The 14956-nt window shown below is 64.0% G+C and carries 14 protein-coding genes; 9 read left to right on the forward strand and 5 right to left on the reverse strand.

Features of this window, described 5'->3' with window-relative positions:
* The first annotated feature begins 58 nt into the window (after nucleotides 1–58).
* Together SPYCW_RS12375 and SPYCW_RS12380 are read left to right on the forward strand one after the other, a co-directional pair.
* Nucleotides 59–904: an AAA family ATPase gene (locus SPYCW_RS12375; protein WP_120217015.1), complete on the forward strand. Its 846-nt coding sequence runs from the start codon at nucleotides 59–61 to the stop codon at nucleotides 902–904.
* A gap of 8 nt (nucleotides 905–912) precedes the next feature.
* Nucleotides 913–1332, forward strand: a complete 420-nt coding sequence (locus tag SPYCW_RS12380; RefSeq protein ID WP_120217016.1) for a GFA family protein — start codon at nucleotides 913–915, stop codon at nucleotides 1330–1332.
* On the opposite strand, the gene SPYCW_RS12385 is transcribed toward SPYCW_RS12380, so the two are convergent.
* Nucleotides 1329–2726 carry a methyl-accepting chemotaxis protein gene (locus SPYCW_RS12385; RefSeq protein ID WP_120217017.1) on the reverse strand — a complete coding sequence of 466 codons (1398 nt, stop codon included), beginning with the start codon at nucleotides 2724–2726 and terminating at the stop codon, nucleotides 1329–1331. The genes SPYCW_RS12380 and SPYCW_RS12385 overlap by 4 nt on opposite strands.
* A 436-nt stretch (nucleotides 2727–3162) precedes the next feature.
* Here SPYCW_RS12385 and SPYCW_RS12390 point away from each other — a divergent pair.
* The 5 genes from SPYCW_RS12390 to SPYCW_RS12410 all read left to right on the forward strand — a co-directional run bounded on the left by SPYCW_RS12390 (nucleotide 3163) and on the right by SPYCW_RS12410 (nucleotide 7774).
* Nucleotides 3163–4106, forward strand: a protein-coding gene (locus tag SPYCW_RS12390; protein ID WP_120216151.1) for an IS630 family transposase whose coding sequence is annotated in 2 segments (ribosomal slippage) — nucleotides 3163–3498 and nucleotides 3501–4106 — 942 coding nt in all. Because the reading frame shifts where the segments join, the coding sequence is not laid out codon by codon here.
* A 91-nt stretch (nucleotides 4107–4197) separates the two neighbouring features.
* Nucleotides 4198–5376: a vWA domain-containing protein gene (locus SPYCW_RS12395; RefSeq protein ID WP_120217018.1), complete on the forward strand. Its 1179-nt coding sequence runs from the start codon at nucleotides 4198–4200 to the stop codon at nucleotides 5374–5376.
* Between the two features lie 7 nt (nucleotides 5377–5383).
* Nucleotides 5384–6076, forward strand: a complete 693-nt coding sequence (locus tag SPYCW_RS12400) for an immunity protein Imm33 domain-containing protein (protein ID WP_232014697.1) — start codon at nucleotides 5384–5386, stop codon at nucleotides 6074–6076.
* A gap of 41 nt (nucleotides 6077–6117) precedes the next feature.
* Nucleotides 6118–6924 (forward strand): lipid II flippase Amj family protein, encoded by an 807-nt coding sequence (locus tag SPYCW_RS12405; RefSeq protein ID WP_120217020.1) that lies wholly within the window; start codon nucleotides 6118–6120, stop codon nucleotides 6922–6924.
* Nucleotides 6917–7774: a DUF817 domain-containing protein gene (locus SPYCW_RS12410; protein WP_120217021.1), complete on the forward strand. Its 858-nt coding sequence runs from the start codon at nucleotides 6917–6919 to the stop codon at nucleotides 7772–7774. Before SPYCW_RS12405 ends, SPYCW_RS12410 begins: the two co-directional genes overlap by 8 nt.
* 93 nt (nucleotides 7775–7867) lie before the next feature.
* Here the strand turns inward: SPYCW_RS12410 and SPYCW_RS12415 are convergent, their stop codons facing one another.
* The 3 genes from SPYCW_RS12415 to SPYCW_RS12425 all read right to left on the reverse strand — a co-directional run bounded on the left by SPYCW_RS12415 (nucleotide 7868) and on the right by SPYCW_RS12425 (nucleotide 11015).
* On the reverse strand, nucleotides 7868–9115 hold the full coding sequence (locus SPYCW_RS12415) for a M24 family metallopeptidase (RefSeq protein ID WP_120217022.1): 1248 nt from the start codon (nucleotides 9113–9115) through the stop codon (nucleotides 7868–7870).
* Nucleotides 9116–9255: 140 nt separating this feature from the next.
* Nucleotides 9256–10461: an exo-beta-N-acetylmuramidase NamZ family protein gene (locus SPYCW_RS12420; protein WP_120217023.1), complete on the reverse strand. Its 1206-nt coding sequence runs from the start codon at nucleotides 10459–10461 to the stop codon at nucleotides 9256–9258.
* On the reverse strand, nucleotides 10458–11015 hold the full coding sequence (locus SPYCW_RS12425; RefSeq protein WP_120217024.1) for a DOMON-like domain-containing protein: 558 nt from the start codon (nucleotides 11013–11015) through the stop codon (nucleotides 10458–10460). Before SPYCW_RS12425 ends, SPYCW_RS12420 begins: the two co-directional genes overlap by 4 nt.
* A gap of 32 nt (nucleotides 11016–11047) precedes the next feature.
* Between SPYCW_RS12425 and tyrS the strand changes: the two genes are divergently transcribed.
* Nucleotides 11048–12274, forward strand: coding sequence for a tyrosine--tRNA ligase (tyrS, locus tag SPYCW_RS12430; protein WP_120217025.1), 1227 nt, complete (start codon nucleotides 11048–11050; stop codon nucleotides 12272–12274).
* A 74-nt stretch (nucleotides 12275–12348) separates the two neighbouring features.
* Nucleotides 12349–12690 carry a PilZ domain-containing protein gene (locus SPYCW_RS12435; RefSeq protein WP_120217026.1) on the forward strand — a complete coding sequence of 114 codons (342 nt, stop codon included), beginning with the start codon at nucleotides 12349–12351 and terminating at the stop codon, nucleotides 12688–12690.
* Nucleotides 12691–12796: 106 nt separating this feature from the next.
* Here the strand turns inward: SPYCW_RS12435 and recG are convergent, their stop codons facing one another.
* A complete protein-coding gene (recG, locus tag SPYCW_RS12440; RefSeq protein ID WP_120217027.1) occupies nucleotides 12797–14863 on the reverse strand; it encodes an ATP-dependent DNA helicase RecG in 2067 nt (688 codons plus the stop codon).
* Nucleotides 14864–14956: the final 93 nt, after the last annotated feature.

Consider the following 14956-nt stretch of genomic DNA (forward strand, 5'->3'; position numbering starts at 1 on the left):
CCCTCCACCCACCCCCGCTATGCCTGCTTGACGTTCACGTTAAGGGAAAGATGAGCCAATGCGCTTTGATGGCACCAGCGCCTATATCGCCACCGACGACCTGAAGGTCGCGGTCAACGCCGCGACGCTGCTGCGTCGCCCCTTGCTGGTCAAGGGCGAACCCGGCACCGGCAAGACTGTGCTGGCCGAGGAAATCGCGAAAGCGTTCGACGCCCCGCTGATCACCTGGAACATCAAATCGACGACCAAGGCGCAGCAAGGCCTGTACGAGTATGACGCAGTGGCGCGGCTGCGCGACGGCCAGCTGGGCGAGGAACGCGTCCACGACATCCGCAATTACATCCGCAAGGGCAAATTGTGGGAGGCATTCACCTCGCCGAAGCTCCCCGTGCTGCTGATCGACGAGATCGACAAGGCCGACATCGAGTTTCCGAATGACCTGCTGCAAGAACTCGATCGCATGGCGTTCCACGTCTATGAGACCGACGAGACGATCACCGCGAAGGAACGCCCGATCGTGGTCATCACATCGAACAATGAAAAGGAACTGCCGGACGCCTTCCTGCGCCGCTGTTTCTTCCACTATATCAAATTCCCCGACCGCGACACGATGGCGGCGATCGTCGACGTGCATTTCCCCGGCATCCAGAAAACGCTGGTCAGCCGTGCGATGGACATCTTCTACGAAGTGCGCGAGGTTCCGGGCTTGAAGAAAAAGCCGTCGACCAGCGAGCTCATCGACTGGCTGAAGCTGCTGCTCAACGAGGATATGCCGCTCGAAGTGCTCCAGAACCGCGACGTCGGCAAGGCGATCCCGCCGCTCCACGGCGCGCTGCTCAAGAATGAGCAGGACGTGATGCTGTTCGAAAAGCTGGCGTTCATGGCGCGGCGCCAGGGCAGCTGATCGCGGCGATGGCGTATAACGGCAGCTGTGCCTGCGGCGCGGTGACGATCCGAATTGAGGGACAGCCGGTCGCGGTGCGTCAGTGCTGGTGTCGCCAGTGTCAGAAGCTCGCATCGGGCGGGCCGACCCATAATGCGATTTTCCAGACCGCCGACATCAGCTGGTCAGGAGACATCGCATCAAACCACCGCATCGCAGCGAGCGGGAATGAACTGACCTGGGCCTTTTGTCCGGCCTGCGGCACCCAGCTTTGTGGCGCATCGTCGGCACGGCCCGAAATGCGGGCTGTCCGGCTAGGCCTGCTCGACGATCATGGACTGACGCCGAGCGTTGCCATCTGGACCAGCGAAGCTCCAGCGGGAGCGATGATCGATCCGGCCATCGAGCAATATACCGGCCAGCCCCCCGCACCGGGCACGGCGCGTTAAAGCTGGTATGCCACCTCGACGTCGCCCCAGCGGCGACCGTTGATCACCACCGGCGTATAGCAATTGCGCACCGTGACATAGTTGGTGCCGTCGCCCTCCTGCCGATAGACCGCCATGAAGAAGGGCGCGTTGCTGCGTTTGGCCGCCTTATCGGTTTCGTCGAACAGGATACGGCCGTTGCGGCAATAAGCGGTGTCGTGCGCAACATCGCCGGTTGGCGCGCGCGAACATTCGCTGATGTGGGTCGGCAGAAAGCCGTTCATGTCGGCGCCCGACGACATCTTAACATTGGGATTGTTCGCGACGACGTCGTCGAACAACGGCCGCCAATTCGCATCGGCCCAGTCGCAAAGCGTGGTACGGAAGCGTTCGGGGTTCGATCCCGGGACGCGGACGTAATTGGTGTCGAACAATTGCTCCATCGTCAGTTCGCCATTGGCCAGCGCGCGTTCGGCGATCGCAACAAATTTGTCGCGCACCTTGGCGGCGAGTTCGACGACCGCCGAATCCTGCGGGCTCACCCCGGCCGAGATCACCGCGTTGAACATCCGGTTCGACACATGCTCCATCGACAGGATCGAGGTGCGCGTATCCTCCAGCGTCGCGCGGTTATCGCGCACCGAACCGACGACGCGATCGACCGCTTCGCGCACTTTGGCGCCATTGGCGTGGACCATCGCGCTCGACTGCGCGATGCGGTCGCTTTGGTCGTCGAGCAGCGCGACGAGGTGCGTCGCGTCGTGCAGCGCGTCGGTGATCGTTTCGAACTGCGCCTCGGCGCGGCTCGACTGTTCGACCCCGGCCTGTATTTCGGTAACCAGCCCGCCGGCCTCGGCGGCCAGGCTGCCGATGCTGCGGCGGATTTCGTCGGTCGCGCCGCGCGTGTTCTGCGCCAGCTTTTTGACCTCGGCGGCGACGACGGCAAAGGTGCGCCCGGCATCGCCGGCACGCTCGGCTTCGATCGCGGCGTTCAGCGCCAGCATGTTGGTGGTCTTGGCAATTTGCTCGATCGACTGGCTGACCTGCTGCACCTGCTCCATGACCGCCGCGAAGTTGGTGACATGGGTACCGAGCCGCGCAACGAGGTCGATCACCGCGCGAAATTCGGTGACCGCGCCGTTGACGCGTTCGGCCCCGGCATCAAGCTGTTCGCACGCACGCGCCGACAGCAATTTTGCCTCGTCGGTCGAATCGGCAATCTGGCGCTGGTCGGATTCCAGGCTGACGACAAAATCCTCGAGCCGCCCGAGCTCGTCGATCTGGCGGTCCATCTGCCCCGTCGCACGCTTGATGCGCCCCGCCGCTTCGCTGCACCCCACGGCCAGTTCGCCGCAGTCGCTGGCGACCGACTGGTCGAGCACCGGCCCCGCTGGATTGATCGGATCATATTTCATGCGCGCACCCACCTCAAATTTGACCGCAAAGCTATGACCGACAATGGTTAACGCGGGGTCAATGAGTGCGGGGGCGGGTGGATGCGGGGTGGGCTGCTTTGGGGTGAAGAGCGGACGGAGCGATCCTCCCCGGAACGGGGAGGGGGACCAGCGAAGCTGGTGGAGGGGCACCATCGGTTTGCCTTGCTGCCGAAGTCGTGCTCCATTGCTACGTTCCTGGAACGCTTGGTTCGTCCAGCCCGGCGCTGCGGCAACCTCCTGTGCCCCTCCACCACCCTTCGGGTGGTCCCCCTGCCCCGGTGGGGGAGGATCGGCTATGTCCGCAATCGGTCGAAACCAGACACTAGAGTCTTTCCGATGTTGAATGAATCGCGGGGGATTCCCAGGGGCTCAGAAGTGTGATTCAAGCTGGCCACTGGTGAGGAGGCCAGCATGGATGAGGCCATTATCGCAGGATTTGCGGGTTCGATTTTGCCGTGCTCTGGATCGGGGCATGTCGGCGCGGGCGGCGGCCCGGTTGCTGGAGGTGAGCCCGGCCACGGGGGTTCGCTGGGCACAGGCATGGCGGACGCGAGGTTCGGTTGAGCCGGGCAAGGTCGGCGGTCACATGCGGCCGTTGCTGGCGGGTGAGCGCGAGTGGCTGCTGGCTCGGATCGAACAGAAGAAGGATCTGACCCTGCACGAGTTGCTGGCCGAGCTGCGTGACGAGCGGGGAGTTACGGTGTGCTGCGACACGCTGTGGCGGTTCCTCAGGCGGTGCGGCAAGACGTTTAAAAAAAGACGCTCTTCGCCAAGGAGCAAGACCGGCCCGACGTCGTTCGCCGCCGTGCCCGCTGGCGCTGGGTCCAGCGCTGGGTAGACCCCAAGCGGATGGTCTTCATCGACGAGACCTGGGCGAAGACCAACATGACTCGCACCCATGGCTGGCATACCAAGGGTGAGGCGCTGATCGACAAGGTGCCGCACGGGCATTGGAAGACGCTGACCTTCATTGCCGGGCTGCGCCATGACGGCATCGTCGCTCCTTGCGTTATCGACGGCCCGATCAACGGCGAGAGCTTCACCGCCTGGGTCGAGCAGTTCCTGATCCCCGAGCTGGAGCCGGGCTGCATCGTCGTGGTCGACAACCTCGGCAGCCACAAAGGCAGCCAGGTGCGCAAACTGCTCAAGACGGCGGGCATCAGGCTGTTCTTCCTGCCGCCCTACTCGCCCGATCTGAACCCCATCGAGGAAATGTTCGCCAAGCTCAAACGCCTGCTCCGAAAGGCCAACGAGCGCACCGTCGAAACCACATGGCGGCGCATCGGAAAACTGCTCGATCACTTCCCGCCCAACGAGTGCGCCAACTACATCCGTGGAGCCGGATATGCCTCAATCTAAGCCAGAAAGACTCTAAACCGAAACTGCCCACCCCACTTTCCGTTTACGTAAAGGGATTGCGCGCACCCCGGCAACGCGTTACCCCTCCCCCATGTTTTTCGGCTTCCTCGACGAGCTGCGCGCCGCGGGCATTCCCGCCAGCCTGAAAGAGCATCTGATGCTGCTGGAGGCGCTCGACCGCGAGGTGATCGATCGCAGCCCCGAGCAATTCTATTATCTGTCGCGTGCGATCTACGTGAAGGATGAAGGCCTGCTCGACCGCTTCGACCAGGTGTTCAACAAGGTCTTCAAGGGCATCATCTCCGATTACGGGCAGAACCCGGTCGACGTCCCCGCCGACTGGTTGAAGGCGGTCGCGGAGAAATTCCTGACGCCCGAGGAAATGGCGGCGATCGAATCGCTCGGCGACTGGGACAAGATCATGGAGACGCTGAAACAGCGGCTCGAGGAACAGCAGAAGCGCCACGAGGGCGGCAACAAGTGGATTGGCACAGGCGGCACCAGCCCCTTCGGCAATTCGGGCTATAACCCCGAAGGCGTGCGGATCGGCGGCGAGAGCAAGCACAAGCGCGCACTGAAAGTCTGGGAAAAGCGCGAATTCCAGAACCTCGACAACACCAAGGAACTCGGCACCCGCAACATCAAGATCGCGCTCCGCCGCCTGCGCAAATTCGCGCGCGAGGGCGCGGCCGACGAGCTCGATATTCCGGGCACGATCGACGGCACCGCGCGGCAGGGCTGGCTCGACATCAAGATGCGCCCCGAACGGCGCAACGCGGTCAAGCTGCTGCTCTTCCTCGACGTCGGCGGCTCGATGGATCCGTTCATCAAGCTCTGCGAAGAATTGTTCAGCGCCGCGACGACCGAATTCAAGAATCTCGAATTCTTCTATTTCCACAACTGCCCCTATGAAGGGGTGTGGAAGGACAATAAGCGCCGCTGGTCCGAACGCCACCAGATGTGGGACATCCTCCACAAATATGGACATGATTATAAGGTGATCTTCGTCGGCGACGCGTCGATGAGCGCGTATGAAATCACCCATCCGGGCGGCAGCGTAGAGCATTTCAACGAGGAATCGGGCGCGGTTTGGCTCCAGCGCATCACGCATGTCTATCCGGCAGCGGTGTGGCTCAATCCGGTGCCCGAGGCGCATTGGGGCTACACCCAGTCGGTCAAGCTGATCAAACAGCTGATGAACGACCGCATGTATCCGCTGACCCTCGCCGGACTCGACGATGCGATGCGCGAACTGACGCGCAAGCATTGAGCCGACCTTGGCCGGCTTCAGGGACAGGTTGCGCGGCTGGTTCGGAAAGTACCGGATCGAGGACCCGCGCCCGATAGCCGCAGGCGCGCCCTATACTTTTTATCTTCCGTCGGAGAACGAGCTGCTTTCGGTCGCGCCGGGCGATCTCGTCAAAATCATCTTCGAATCGATCCCGCCCAGCGCCGAATGGGGCGCCGAGCGTATGTGGGTCATCGTCACCGGGGTCGATGGCGACGAGCTGACCGGCACGCTCGACAATGAACCGGCCGACATCCCGCAGTTGAAACCTGGCGACGTCGTGCAGTTCCAGCGGGGGCATATCATCGATATCGACTGGGCCGACGATCGCGCCGTCCCGCCCCCAGCTGCGCCGGCCCGGCGGGAATATTGGGACCGCTGCTTCGTCGATGACCAAATTCTCGATGGACGGCTCAAGGTCGAATATCTCTATCGCGAGGAACCCGATCCGCTTGAGGAAGGCGACACCTATCCCGACAGTGGATGGCGCTTTCGATGCGACGCGCGCGGCCTGACTGACGCCGAATATGACAATCCGAGCTTCAGCTACATCGCGCTCGGCAAAGTTCTGAACGGCGACGACAGTTGGCTCCACCTGATTGACGCACCCGTCGGCAGCGCGTTTCTGCGCGACTGGTCGACCGGCGAATTTGTCCCGACCCAACCGAACGCGCCCGAGTGAAACCGCTCGAAATTGCTTCATCCTCCGGTTAATCCCCGACGATGTTCGACCTCCCCCTCGTCACCATCCTGCTGCTCACCGGCTTCATCAACCTGATCGGCGCGCTCGCTTATGCCGCGCGGATCGCGGGGGTGCGGACGCGGCGGATCGCGATGTCGTTCGCGCTGTTCAACATCCTCGTGCTCTTCTCGCGTACCTCGAACAGCTTCCTTGGCCCTTTCCTCGCCAAGCGGATCGAGACGCGCATCCACGACGGCAGCGGCGGACATCTGTTCCTCGACATGCAGCTGGTGCTGGCGGCCGCGAGCGTCGCGACGCTGATCGGCATATTGCTCGTGCCGACCGGCCAACGCATGTTCGCTGCCGCGATCGGCTGGTATCAGGATAATCGGTCGACGACGAAGCTCGCACTCAAGGCCGCGAGCCCGAGCGGCCTTCGGACATTGGGCCGGTCGCTGACCTTTCCTAGCCTGTCGCACCTCAGGAACTGGCGGATGCCGAAGGGTATCGGCTGGGGCGTGCTGATCGCCAACTGCCTCGCGCAATCCTTGCTCGCGGTGGGCGTGGTGGCGTCGCTCTACGCCGGTTATCTCGCGCCCGAATTTCGCGTCACCGCGTCGCAACTCTCGGCGCTGATCAACGGCTTTGCGACGATCCTGCTATTTGCCTTCATCGACCCGCAATTGTCGGTGATGACCGACGATGCGGTCGAGGGGAAGGTCGACGAGGCCGACTTTCGCCGCGCGATTACGCTCATCTCGCTCAGCCGCCTCGCCGGGACGGTGCTCGCGCAGGCGCTGCTGCTGCCCGCCGCGGCGCTGATCGCATGGGTCGCCGTTTATGTCTGATCGCGCGCGCGGCCACAGCCGCTTTCACGCCGTCCGCGCGCAGCTGGAAGCGATGGCGGTTACGCCGGGTCCGCACGGCTGGTTCCTCGAATTCCTCGTCTTCGGCTTCAAGCAAGGCTGGGCGTGCCTGTTCGGCGGGCTGATGCTCGCGCTGCTGCTCGGCACGCACCTGTTCTGGCCCGACGATGCGCCGCTCCACCGTTATGACGCGATCACGATCGGCGCGGTGCTGATCCAGCTCGGGATGCTCGCGTTCCGATTGGAAACGCCGAAGGAAGCGCTCGTCATCCTGATCTTCCATATCGTCGGCACGGTGATGGAACTGTTCAAGACCGCCGCAGGGTCGTGGCAATATCCCGAGGCGAGCGTACTGCACATCGGCGCAGTGCCGTTGTTCTCGGGCTTTATGTATGCCGCAGTGGGGAGCTATATCGCGCGCGTGTGGCGCATCTTCGATTTCCGCTACACGGGCTATCCGCCGGTCTGGACCAGCTACGCGCTCGCCGCCGCGATCTACGTCAATTTCTTCGCGCACCACTGGCTGTACGATATCCGCTGGCTCCTGTTCGCGGCGACCGCTTTGCTGTTCTGGCGCTGTCAGGTGTGGTTCCGCCCCCTCCACGTCCACCGCCGCATGCCGCTGCTCGTCGGCTGGGGGCTTGTCGCGCTCTTTATCTGGTTCGCTGAGAATATCGGCACCTTTGCGCGCGCGTGGACCTATCCGAGTCAGGATGCCGGTTGGCACATGGTCGGGCTGGAGAAGCTGGGCAGCTGGTATCTACTGATGATTATTTCGTTCGTGCTGGTCAGTCTGGTGCAGCGGCCGAAGGGACCAGACGCCACTGGGTAACCGTCGCCCCCGCGAAGGCGGGGGCCGCCAGCGGTTTGCGCCGCCACACTGAAAAAGGCCGACTGCGGCCCCCGCATTCGCGGGGGCGACGGGTTAACCGAACGGCTTGTCAATCGACGGCGGCGGTTCGCTGAACCATTTGGGACCGCTCTCGGTCATGTGGAAACAATCCTCGAGCCGGATGCCGAACTCGCCGGGAATGTAGATGCCGGGCTCGTTCGAGAAACACATGCCGGGTGCGAGCTTCGTCGTTTCGCCCCGCACCAGATTGACCGGCTCGTGCCCGTCGAGCCCGATGCCGTGGCCGGTGCGGTGCGACGTGCCGGGCAGCTTGTAATCCGGGCCCCAGCCGAGGCTTTCATAATAGGCGCGCACGGCATCATCGACCTTGCCCGCAGGGGTACCGAGCTTTGCCGCGGCAAAGGCGACGTCCTGCCCCTTGCGCATCTGGTCCCACACCTGCCGCTGGCGCAGTGTCGCCTTGCCGTAAACGAACGTGCGCGAAATATCGGACTGATAGCCGTGCACCGTCGCGCCGCAATCCATCAGCACCACCTCGCCATCTTTCACCGCCTGCGGCTTGCCCGATCCGTGCGGATAGGCGCTCGCCTCGCCGAGCAGGATCAACTCGAATTCGCTGCGTCCGCCGAGGGCGGTCGTCGCCGCGGCCATGATTGCGCCGATCTGGTCGGGGCTCATGCCCGCCTCGATCCGCGGCGCGGTGTGGCGATAGGCGGCGAGTGTGATGTCGCTCGCGATCTGCATCAGCGCGATTTCGGCGGGCGATTTGTGCATCCGGCACCCGCGCACGACCGGCGCGCCGTTGACGACGGTCGCGTTCGGCATCGCCTTTTCCAACCCGTCGACCGCGAAATAGCGCACCGTTTCCTCGACGCCGATCTTGCCTTTGGTCAACCCGCGCTTGCCCAGCCAGGTGGCGACTGCGGCGAGCGGATTGTCATCCTCGTTCCAGGTCAGCACGTCGGCCGCAACTGCCAGGCTTTCGCGCACCGACGGTTCTTCGAAAAAGGGCGTGACGACCGCCAGCTCACCCTCGCGCGTCAGCACCGCCGCGGTCAGCCGCTCGCTGCGCGACCAGCGCACGCCGGTGAAATAAATCAGACTCGATCCCGGCTCGATCAGCAGCGCATCCACATCGTTCGCGCGGAGCAGGTGCGTCGCCTTGGCGAGCCGCGCCACGCGCTCTGCCTTGCCGATCGGAACCGCCTTGGCGGCCAGATTGGGCAGGCCCGCAGTGTCCGCCGCCCATGCCGAGAGCGGCAGTGTCGCCGCCAGCCCGCCGAGCGCCGCGGTGCCAAGAAATTGCCTGCGTTGGATCATTTCACTCTCCCCGCGCGCGCTGGCGCCAACCTTTAACCCGTTCGCCCTGCACTTGTCGAAGCGCTGTTCTTTTCATCTCACGCTGGTGGGAAGAACCGCCTCTCGACAAGCTCAGGACGAACGGGAGCAGAATATCCGCATCAGTAAAGCAGCAAATCTGAAATCTCATCGCGCCACGCCGCCTCGTCGGGCTGCGCCAATGCGTCGAGATCACCTGCCACCGCGCCCACATCGTCGACCCACAGCCGCAGGTCGGGGCCGCCGTTGATCACGTCGATCGCCAGCACATCGTCGGTATATTCATATTTGAAATCAGTGCCGCGCCAGATCGGATAGTCGGGATACAGCGAACGGATCGCCTTGAACCCTAGCGCTTGCACGCGCCAGGGACGGAACGCCGCATGGTCGTACCAGCCGCCTTCGGCATGGATATGGATGCCGCTGTTGAGCTGCTTCATATGCTTGTGGAAGGTCGGCTCGAACCAGATGTCGCGCAGCTTGCATCCGCCCAGCCATTCGGGCGCGAGCCGCTGCATCTCCGCGATCACCGCCTTTGCATTGATGTCGGGCGCGCCGAAGATTTCGAGCGGGCGCGTCGTGCCGCGGCCCTCGCTCAAGGTCGCGCCTTCGACCATCACGGTGCCGGCATAGGCGCGCGCCATATTGAGGTTCGCGGCGTTCGGGCTGGGATTGATCCACACGCGTGTCGTCGGCCAGCCGAAGCCCGGGCCGTCGGGGTCCCACCCCGCCATCTCGATCACCCGGTAATCGACGTCGAGCCCGAAGTGGCGGATGAACCAATGGCCCATCTCGCCCATCGTCAGCCCGTGGCGCATCACCATCGGCCCCGCGCCGACGAAGCTTTCCCACCCCTCGCGCAGCCGTGTCCCTTCGACCGGGCGCCCCGCGGGGTTCGGGCGGTCGAGCACCCACACCGCCTTGCCATGCTCCGCCGCGGCTTCGAGCACATAGAGCAAAGTCGTGACATAGGTGTAGATGCGGCAGCCGAGATCCTGCAGATCGACGAGCATCACGTCGAAGGTGTGCATCGACTGCCCCGACGGGCGGCGCACTTCGCCGTAGAGGCTGAACACCGGCATGCCGTAGGTCGGATCGGTGAAGTCGGGCGACTCCATCATATTGTCCTGCAGATCGCCGCGCACGCCATGCTGCGGTCCGAACACCGCGGTGACCTTGACCCCCGCGGCGACGAGCGCGTCGAGGCTGTGCGTAAGGTCGGCGGTGACCGAGGCAGGGTGCGCGAGCAGCGCAACGCGCTTGCCTTCGAGCGGCTTCAGAAGCGCCGGGTCGGCGAGCAGGCGGTCGATACCGAAAAGCGTCGTCATGCGCGCCCGGGTGCCTCAAGCGTGAGCGCAAAGCAATCGGGATGATGGAAGTCGGGCTTGCCCGGTGGGTGTGCGAGCGCCCAATAGCTCTTGGTGCCGTCCAGTTCCTCAATCACCGCTGACAGGCCAAGTTTCGATCCCGTATCGGGGAAAATTCCCGGTTCGACACGCAATATATAGCGCGCGTCATTGCGCTCGACCGTCATCTCCCATGGCGCAAGCTCGTCCGAGCGCAGCAGCGAGCGATAATCGTCGAACTGGTAACAGGCCCAGCGTCCGTCAGGGGCATAGTTGAATTCGGTATAGTCGGGCTGCCCCTCCTCGGTCAGGAACGCCTCGAAACAGGTGCTCTGCCACAATCCGTCGGTTGCGCTGTCGGCAATGACCAGTTGCCCGTCGCCCGGCGGCAGGATGATGTCTCCCACGCCGCCCTCGACGACATAGTGCAACGCAAAACCCTCATCGAACGACAGCGCGATCTCGACCGCGACCGACCGGACCGTTCGCGCCGGGGTATCGGGGTGGCAGACCAGCGACTTGCGAATGCTATCCAAAACCCCAACCCCATGCTAAGCGCGCGCCCGTTATGACGAACCATAAATCCGACCTGCTGCGCGTCCTCGATGATCGAGGCTATATCCACCAGATGACCGACGCGGAAGGGCTCGATGCGCTCGCCGCGAAACAGGTCGTCCCCGGATATATCGGTTTCGACGCAACCGCGCCCAGCCTGCACGTCGGTAGCCTCGTCCAGATCATGATGCTGCGCCGCCTGCAACAGACGGGCCACAAGCCGATAGTGCTGATGGGCGGCGCAACGACGCGGATCGGCGACCCGACGGGGCGCGACGAAAGCCGCAAGATGCTGTCGGACGAGACGATCGCGGCGAACATCGCGTCGATCTTCAGCATCTTTCAGCAGTTCCTGACCTTTGGCGACGGCCCGACCGACGCGGTGATGGTCAACAACCAGGACTGGCTCGGCAAGCTCGGTTACATCGAATTGCTGCAGGAAGTCGGCACCCATTTCACGATCAACCGCATGATGACGTTCGATTCGGTCAAATTGCGGCTCGAGCGCGAGCAGCCAATGACTTTCCTCGAATTCAATTACATGATCCTGCAGGGCTATGATTTCCGCCATCTGTCGAGGGACATGGGGGCGCGGCTCCAGATGGGCGGGTCGGACCAGTGGGGCAATATCGTCAACGGCATGGAGCTCGGCCGCCGCATGGACGGCGCCGACCTCTTTGGCCTGACGACTCCGCTGCTCACCACCGCGGCGGGCGCAAAAATGGGCAAAACCGCTGCGGGTGCGGTGTGGCTTAATCCCGCCCAACTGTCCCATTTTGAATACTGGCAGTTCTGGCGCAACTGCGACGACCGCGACGTCGGGCGCTTCCTCAAGCTGTTCACCGACCTGCCGCTCGAAGAGATCGCGCGGCTTGAAGCGCTGGGCGGCGCCGAAATCAACGAGGCGAAGAAAATGCTGGCAAACGAAACGACCGCGCTATGCCGCGGCGCCGATGCCGCCAAAGTTGCCGCCGAGACCGCCGCGCAAACCTTTGAAAAAGGGCAGATTGGCGGCGACCTACCTCAGGTAGCCGCGCCCGCCGGAGGGATCAACATCGTCGATGCGCTGCGCGAACTCGGCTTTGCCGCGTCGAACAAGGAAGCGCGGCGCAAGCTCGACGAAGGCGCGGTCAAGGTCGACGGCGTCGTCATTCGCAACCCGCAGTATCGCATCCTCGGCGCCGACGACCCCGTGCCGCTGAGCCTAGGCGCGAAAAAACATGGCCTTGTGACGCGATAAGGCGCAGAAACGCGTTTACCCAATCTTCAGCAATCCAGTGGATCGTCATGCCCAAACCAACAAGGTCCACAAAAATGCGCAAGATCGATACCAGCAAGGCCCATTATGTCGGGCTCGACCAGCGAATTGCTCCGCGTAGCGACGTCTATGTCCGCCTGCCCTTTGTCATGCCCGACGGGCGGCAGGAAATGTGTACCTGCGTCAACATTAGCGCCGACGGTATGTTGATGCGTTTCGAACGCGGGTTGGAGATCGGCGACCTTGTCGTGTTCCGCATGCCGATCATCGGCCGCACCGCGGCGAAGGTCGTATGGTCATTGGGCGGCAAGACCGGTGTCCAGTTCGACAAGTCGATCGCGGTCGAAGATTATTTGCCGATGATCCGCGCCATGGGCGCGCGGGCGGATGTGAATTAATCAAATATACCGATTACAACCGTAGCCCGGAGCTTGTCGAAGGGCGCTTCTCGGTGAAGCGCCCTTCGACAAGCTCCGGGCTACGGTGCATTGGCCATCAACTTAATCATCCACTCCTGAGCAACGGCACCGCCGCGTCGCGCTCGAAAAGATACAGGCAGTGGCGCACCGCTTCGCCGCGCGCGCCGTCCATCCCGCCGTCGCGTTCGACAAACAGCCGCGCATCGTCGTGCGCCACCGACAACAGCCGCACCAGCTGTTCGGCGCTCGCCAGCCCATAATCGGCGTCGCCCGACTGCTTCAGCCCCAGCAATTCGCCGCCGCCGCGCAGTTCCAGATCCTTCTCGGCAATCACAAACCCGTCATTGGTCTCGCGCATCAGCGCCAGCCGCTCGCGCGCGGTTTCGGATAGGTTCTGCGAGCGCAGCAACAGGCACACCGATTTCGCGGCGCCGCGCCCGACCCGCCCGCGCAGCTGGTGGAGCTGCGCCAGGCCGAAGCGGTCGGCATGTTCGACGATCATCAGGCTCGCGGCGGGAACATCGACCCCGACCTCGATCACCGTCGTCGCGACCAGCACGCCGATTTCGCCGGCCTGAAACCGCGCCATGACGTCATCCTTGTCCGGCCCTTTCATCCGGCCGTGCACCAGCCCGACGCGGTCGGCGCCCAACCGCTCGCGCAGCAGCGCCGCGCGGTCCTCGGCGGCGGCGAGCTCGCTCGTCTCGCTCTCGGCAACCAGCGGGCAGACCCAATAGGCCTGCGCCCCCGTCGCCAGATGGCGCTCCAACCCGCCTACCACTTCGTCGAGCCGGCCGACCGATACGACGCGCGTATCGACGGGCGTGCGCCCCGGCGGCATCTCGTCGATCCGCGACACATCCATCTCGCCATGATTGGCCAGTTGCAGCGTGCGCGGGATCGGGGTGGCGGTCATCACCAGCAGGTGCGGCGGCCGCGCGGCTTTCTGGGTGAGCATCAACCGCTGCGCGACGCCGAAGCGGTGCTGCTCGTCCACGACCACCAGCGCCAGATCGCGATACGCCACCGCATCCTGAAAAATCGCATGGGTGCCGACCAATATGTCGATGCTGCCGTCGGCGAGCCCCATCAGCGTCGATTCGCGCACCCGCCCCTTGTCGCGCCCGGTCAGGATCGCAATGTTCACGGGTAGTCCGGCGAGCATCGCCTGTAACGTCGCGAAATGCTGGCGCGCCAGAATCTCGGTCGGCGCGAGCAGCGCCGCCTGCGTTCCCGCTTCGACCGCCGCCAGCATCGCGCGCAGCGCGACGAGCGTCTTGCCCGACCCGACATCGCCCTGCAGCATCCGCAGCATCGGGGTTTCGCGGCCCATGTCGGCGGCAATCTCGCGCCCCACCCGCTCCTGCGCGCCGGTCAGCCCGAACGGCAGTCGCAGCGCACCCACCAGCCGCCCGTCGCCGACCACCGCGCGCCCCTTGCGCTTGCGCAGCCCCTCGCGGATCAGCATCAGCGCGACCTGGCTGGCGAAAATCTCGTCATAGGCCAGCCGGTCGCGCGCGGCGGCGTCCTGCGGGCTGGCGTGCGCGCGCGTCAGCGCCTCGCGCCACGCAGGCCAGTCGCGGCTGGTCAGCAGCGGGCCGTCGATCCATTCGGCAAGTTCGGGGCGCCGTTCGAGCGCGATTTCGACCAGCTGCGACAGCCGCGCATTGGTCAGTCCTTCGGTCAGCGGATAGACGGGTTCGTGAATCGCGATCCCCGCGTCATCGCCCGGCTCGACGACCTGATCGGGATGGACGATCTGGCGCATGTCGCCATACAGGTCGAGCCGCCCCGACACGCGGCGCTTCTCTCCGAGCGGGAACAGCTTGCGCGCGAGGCCCGAGGTTCGTCCGAAATAGACAAGCCGGACATGATCGCCAGCGCTGTCGAACGCCTCGACCCCGAAGGGCGCGCGTGGGGATCGGCCCGGGCGATAGTCCTGCGCGGTCAGATCGACGATGATCGTCTGCCCCGCCTGCGCTTCGTCGAGCCGGTCCACCGGAAAACGCGAGATCAATCCCGTCGGCAGGTGAAACAGAACATCGACAACACGCTCCAGCCCCAGCCGCGTGAGCGGCTTGGCCAGCTGCGGGCCGACGCCTTTCAGGTCGGTGAGCGCGGCAAAGAGCGGATTGAGGATTTCGGGTCGCATGGGTGACGTTTGTGTAGCGTGGGGTGCCAACTTGCACCATCCCTCTCCCCTTGCGAGAGAGGGCAGCGAGACTTACGGGCTTGCCCGTTAGTC

This window comes from Sphingopyxis sp. EG6, from assembly GCF_003609815.1.
In the GTDB taxonomy this organism is placed as follows: domain Bacteria; phylum Pseudomonadota; class Alphaproteobacteria; order Sphingomonadales; family Sphingomonadaceae; genus Sphingopyxis.

Excerpts from the sequence above, each read along its gene's own strand:
- tyrS (WP_120217025.1), top strand. The coding sequence starts at position 11,048 with ATGACGAACCATAAATCCGACCTGCTGCGCGTCCTCGATGATCGAGGC.
- SPYCW_RS12380 (WP_120217016.1), top strand. The coding sequence starts at position 913 with ATGGCGTATAACGGCAGCTGTGCCTGCGGCGCGGTGACGATCCGAATT.
- SPYCW_RS12415 (WP_120217022.1), bottom strand. The coding sequence starts at position 9,115 with ATGATCCAACGCAGGCAATTTCTTGGCACCGCGGCGCTCGGCGGGCTG.
- SPYCW_RS12395 (WP_120217018.1), top strand. The coding sequence starts at position 4,198 with ATGTTTTTCGGCTTCCTCGACGAGCTGCGCGCCGCGGGCATTCCCGCC.
- SPYCW_RS12385 (WP_120217017.1), bottom strand. The coding sequence starts at position 2,726 with ATGAAATATGATCCGATCAATCCAGCGGGGCCGGTGCTCGACCAGTCG.
- SPYCW_RS12435 (WP_120217026.1), top strand. The coding sequence starts at position 12,349 with ATGCGCAAGATCGATACCAGCAAGGCCCATTATGTCGGGCTCGACCAG.
- recG (WP_120217027.1), bottom strand. The coding sequence starts at position 14,863 with ATGCGACCCGAAATCCTCAATCCGCTCTTTGCCGCGCTCACCGACCTG.
- SPYCW_RS12375 (WP_120217015.1), top strand. The coding sequence starts at position 59 with ATGCGCTTTGATGGCACCAGCGCCTATATCGCCACCGACGACCTGAAG.
- SPYCW_RS12410 (WP_120217021.1), top strand. The coding sequence starts at position 6,917 with ATGTCTGATCGCGCGCGCGGCCACAGCCGCTTTCACGCCGTCCGCGCG.
- SPYCW_RS12405 (WP_120217020.1), top strand. The coding sequence starts at position 6,118 with ATGTTCGACCTCCCCCTCGTCACCATCCTGCTGCTCACCGGCTTCATC.
- SPYCW_RS12420 (WP_120217023.1), bottom strand. The coding sequence starts at position 10,461 with ATGACGACGCTTTTCGGTATCGACCGCCTGCTCGCCGACCCGGCGCTT.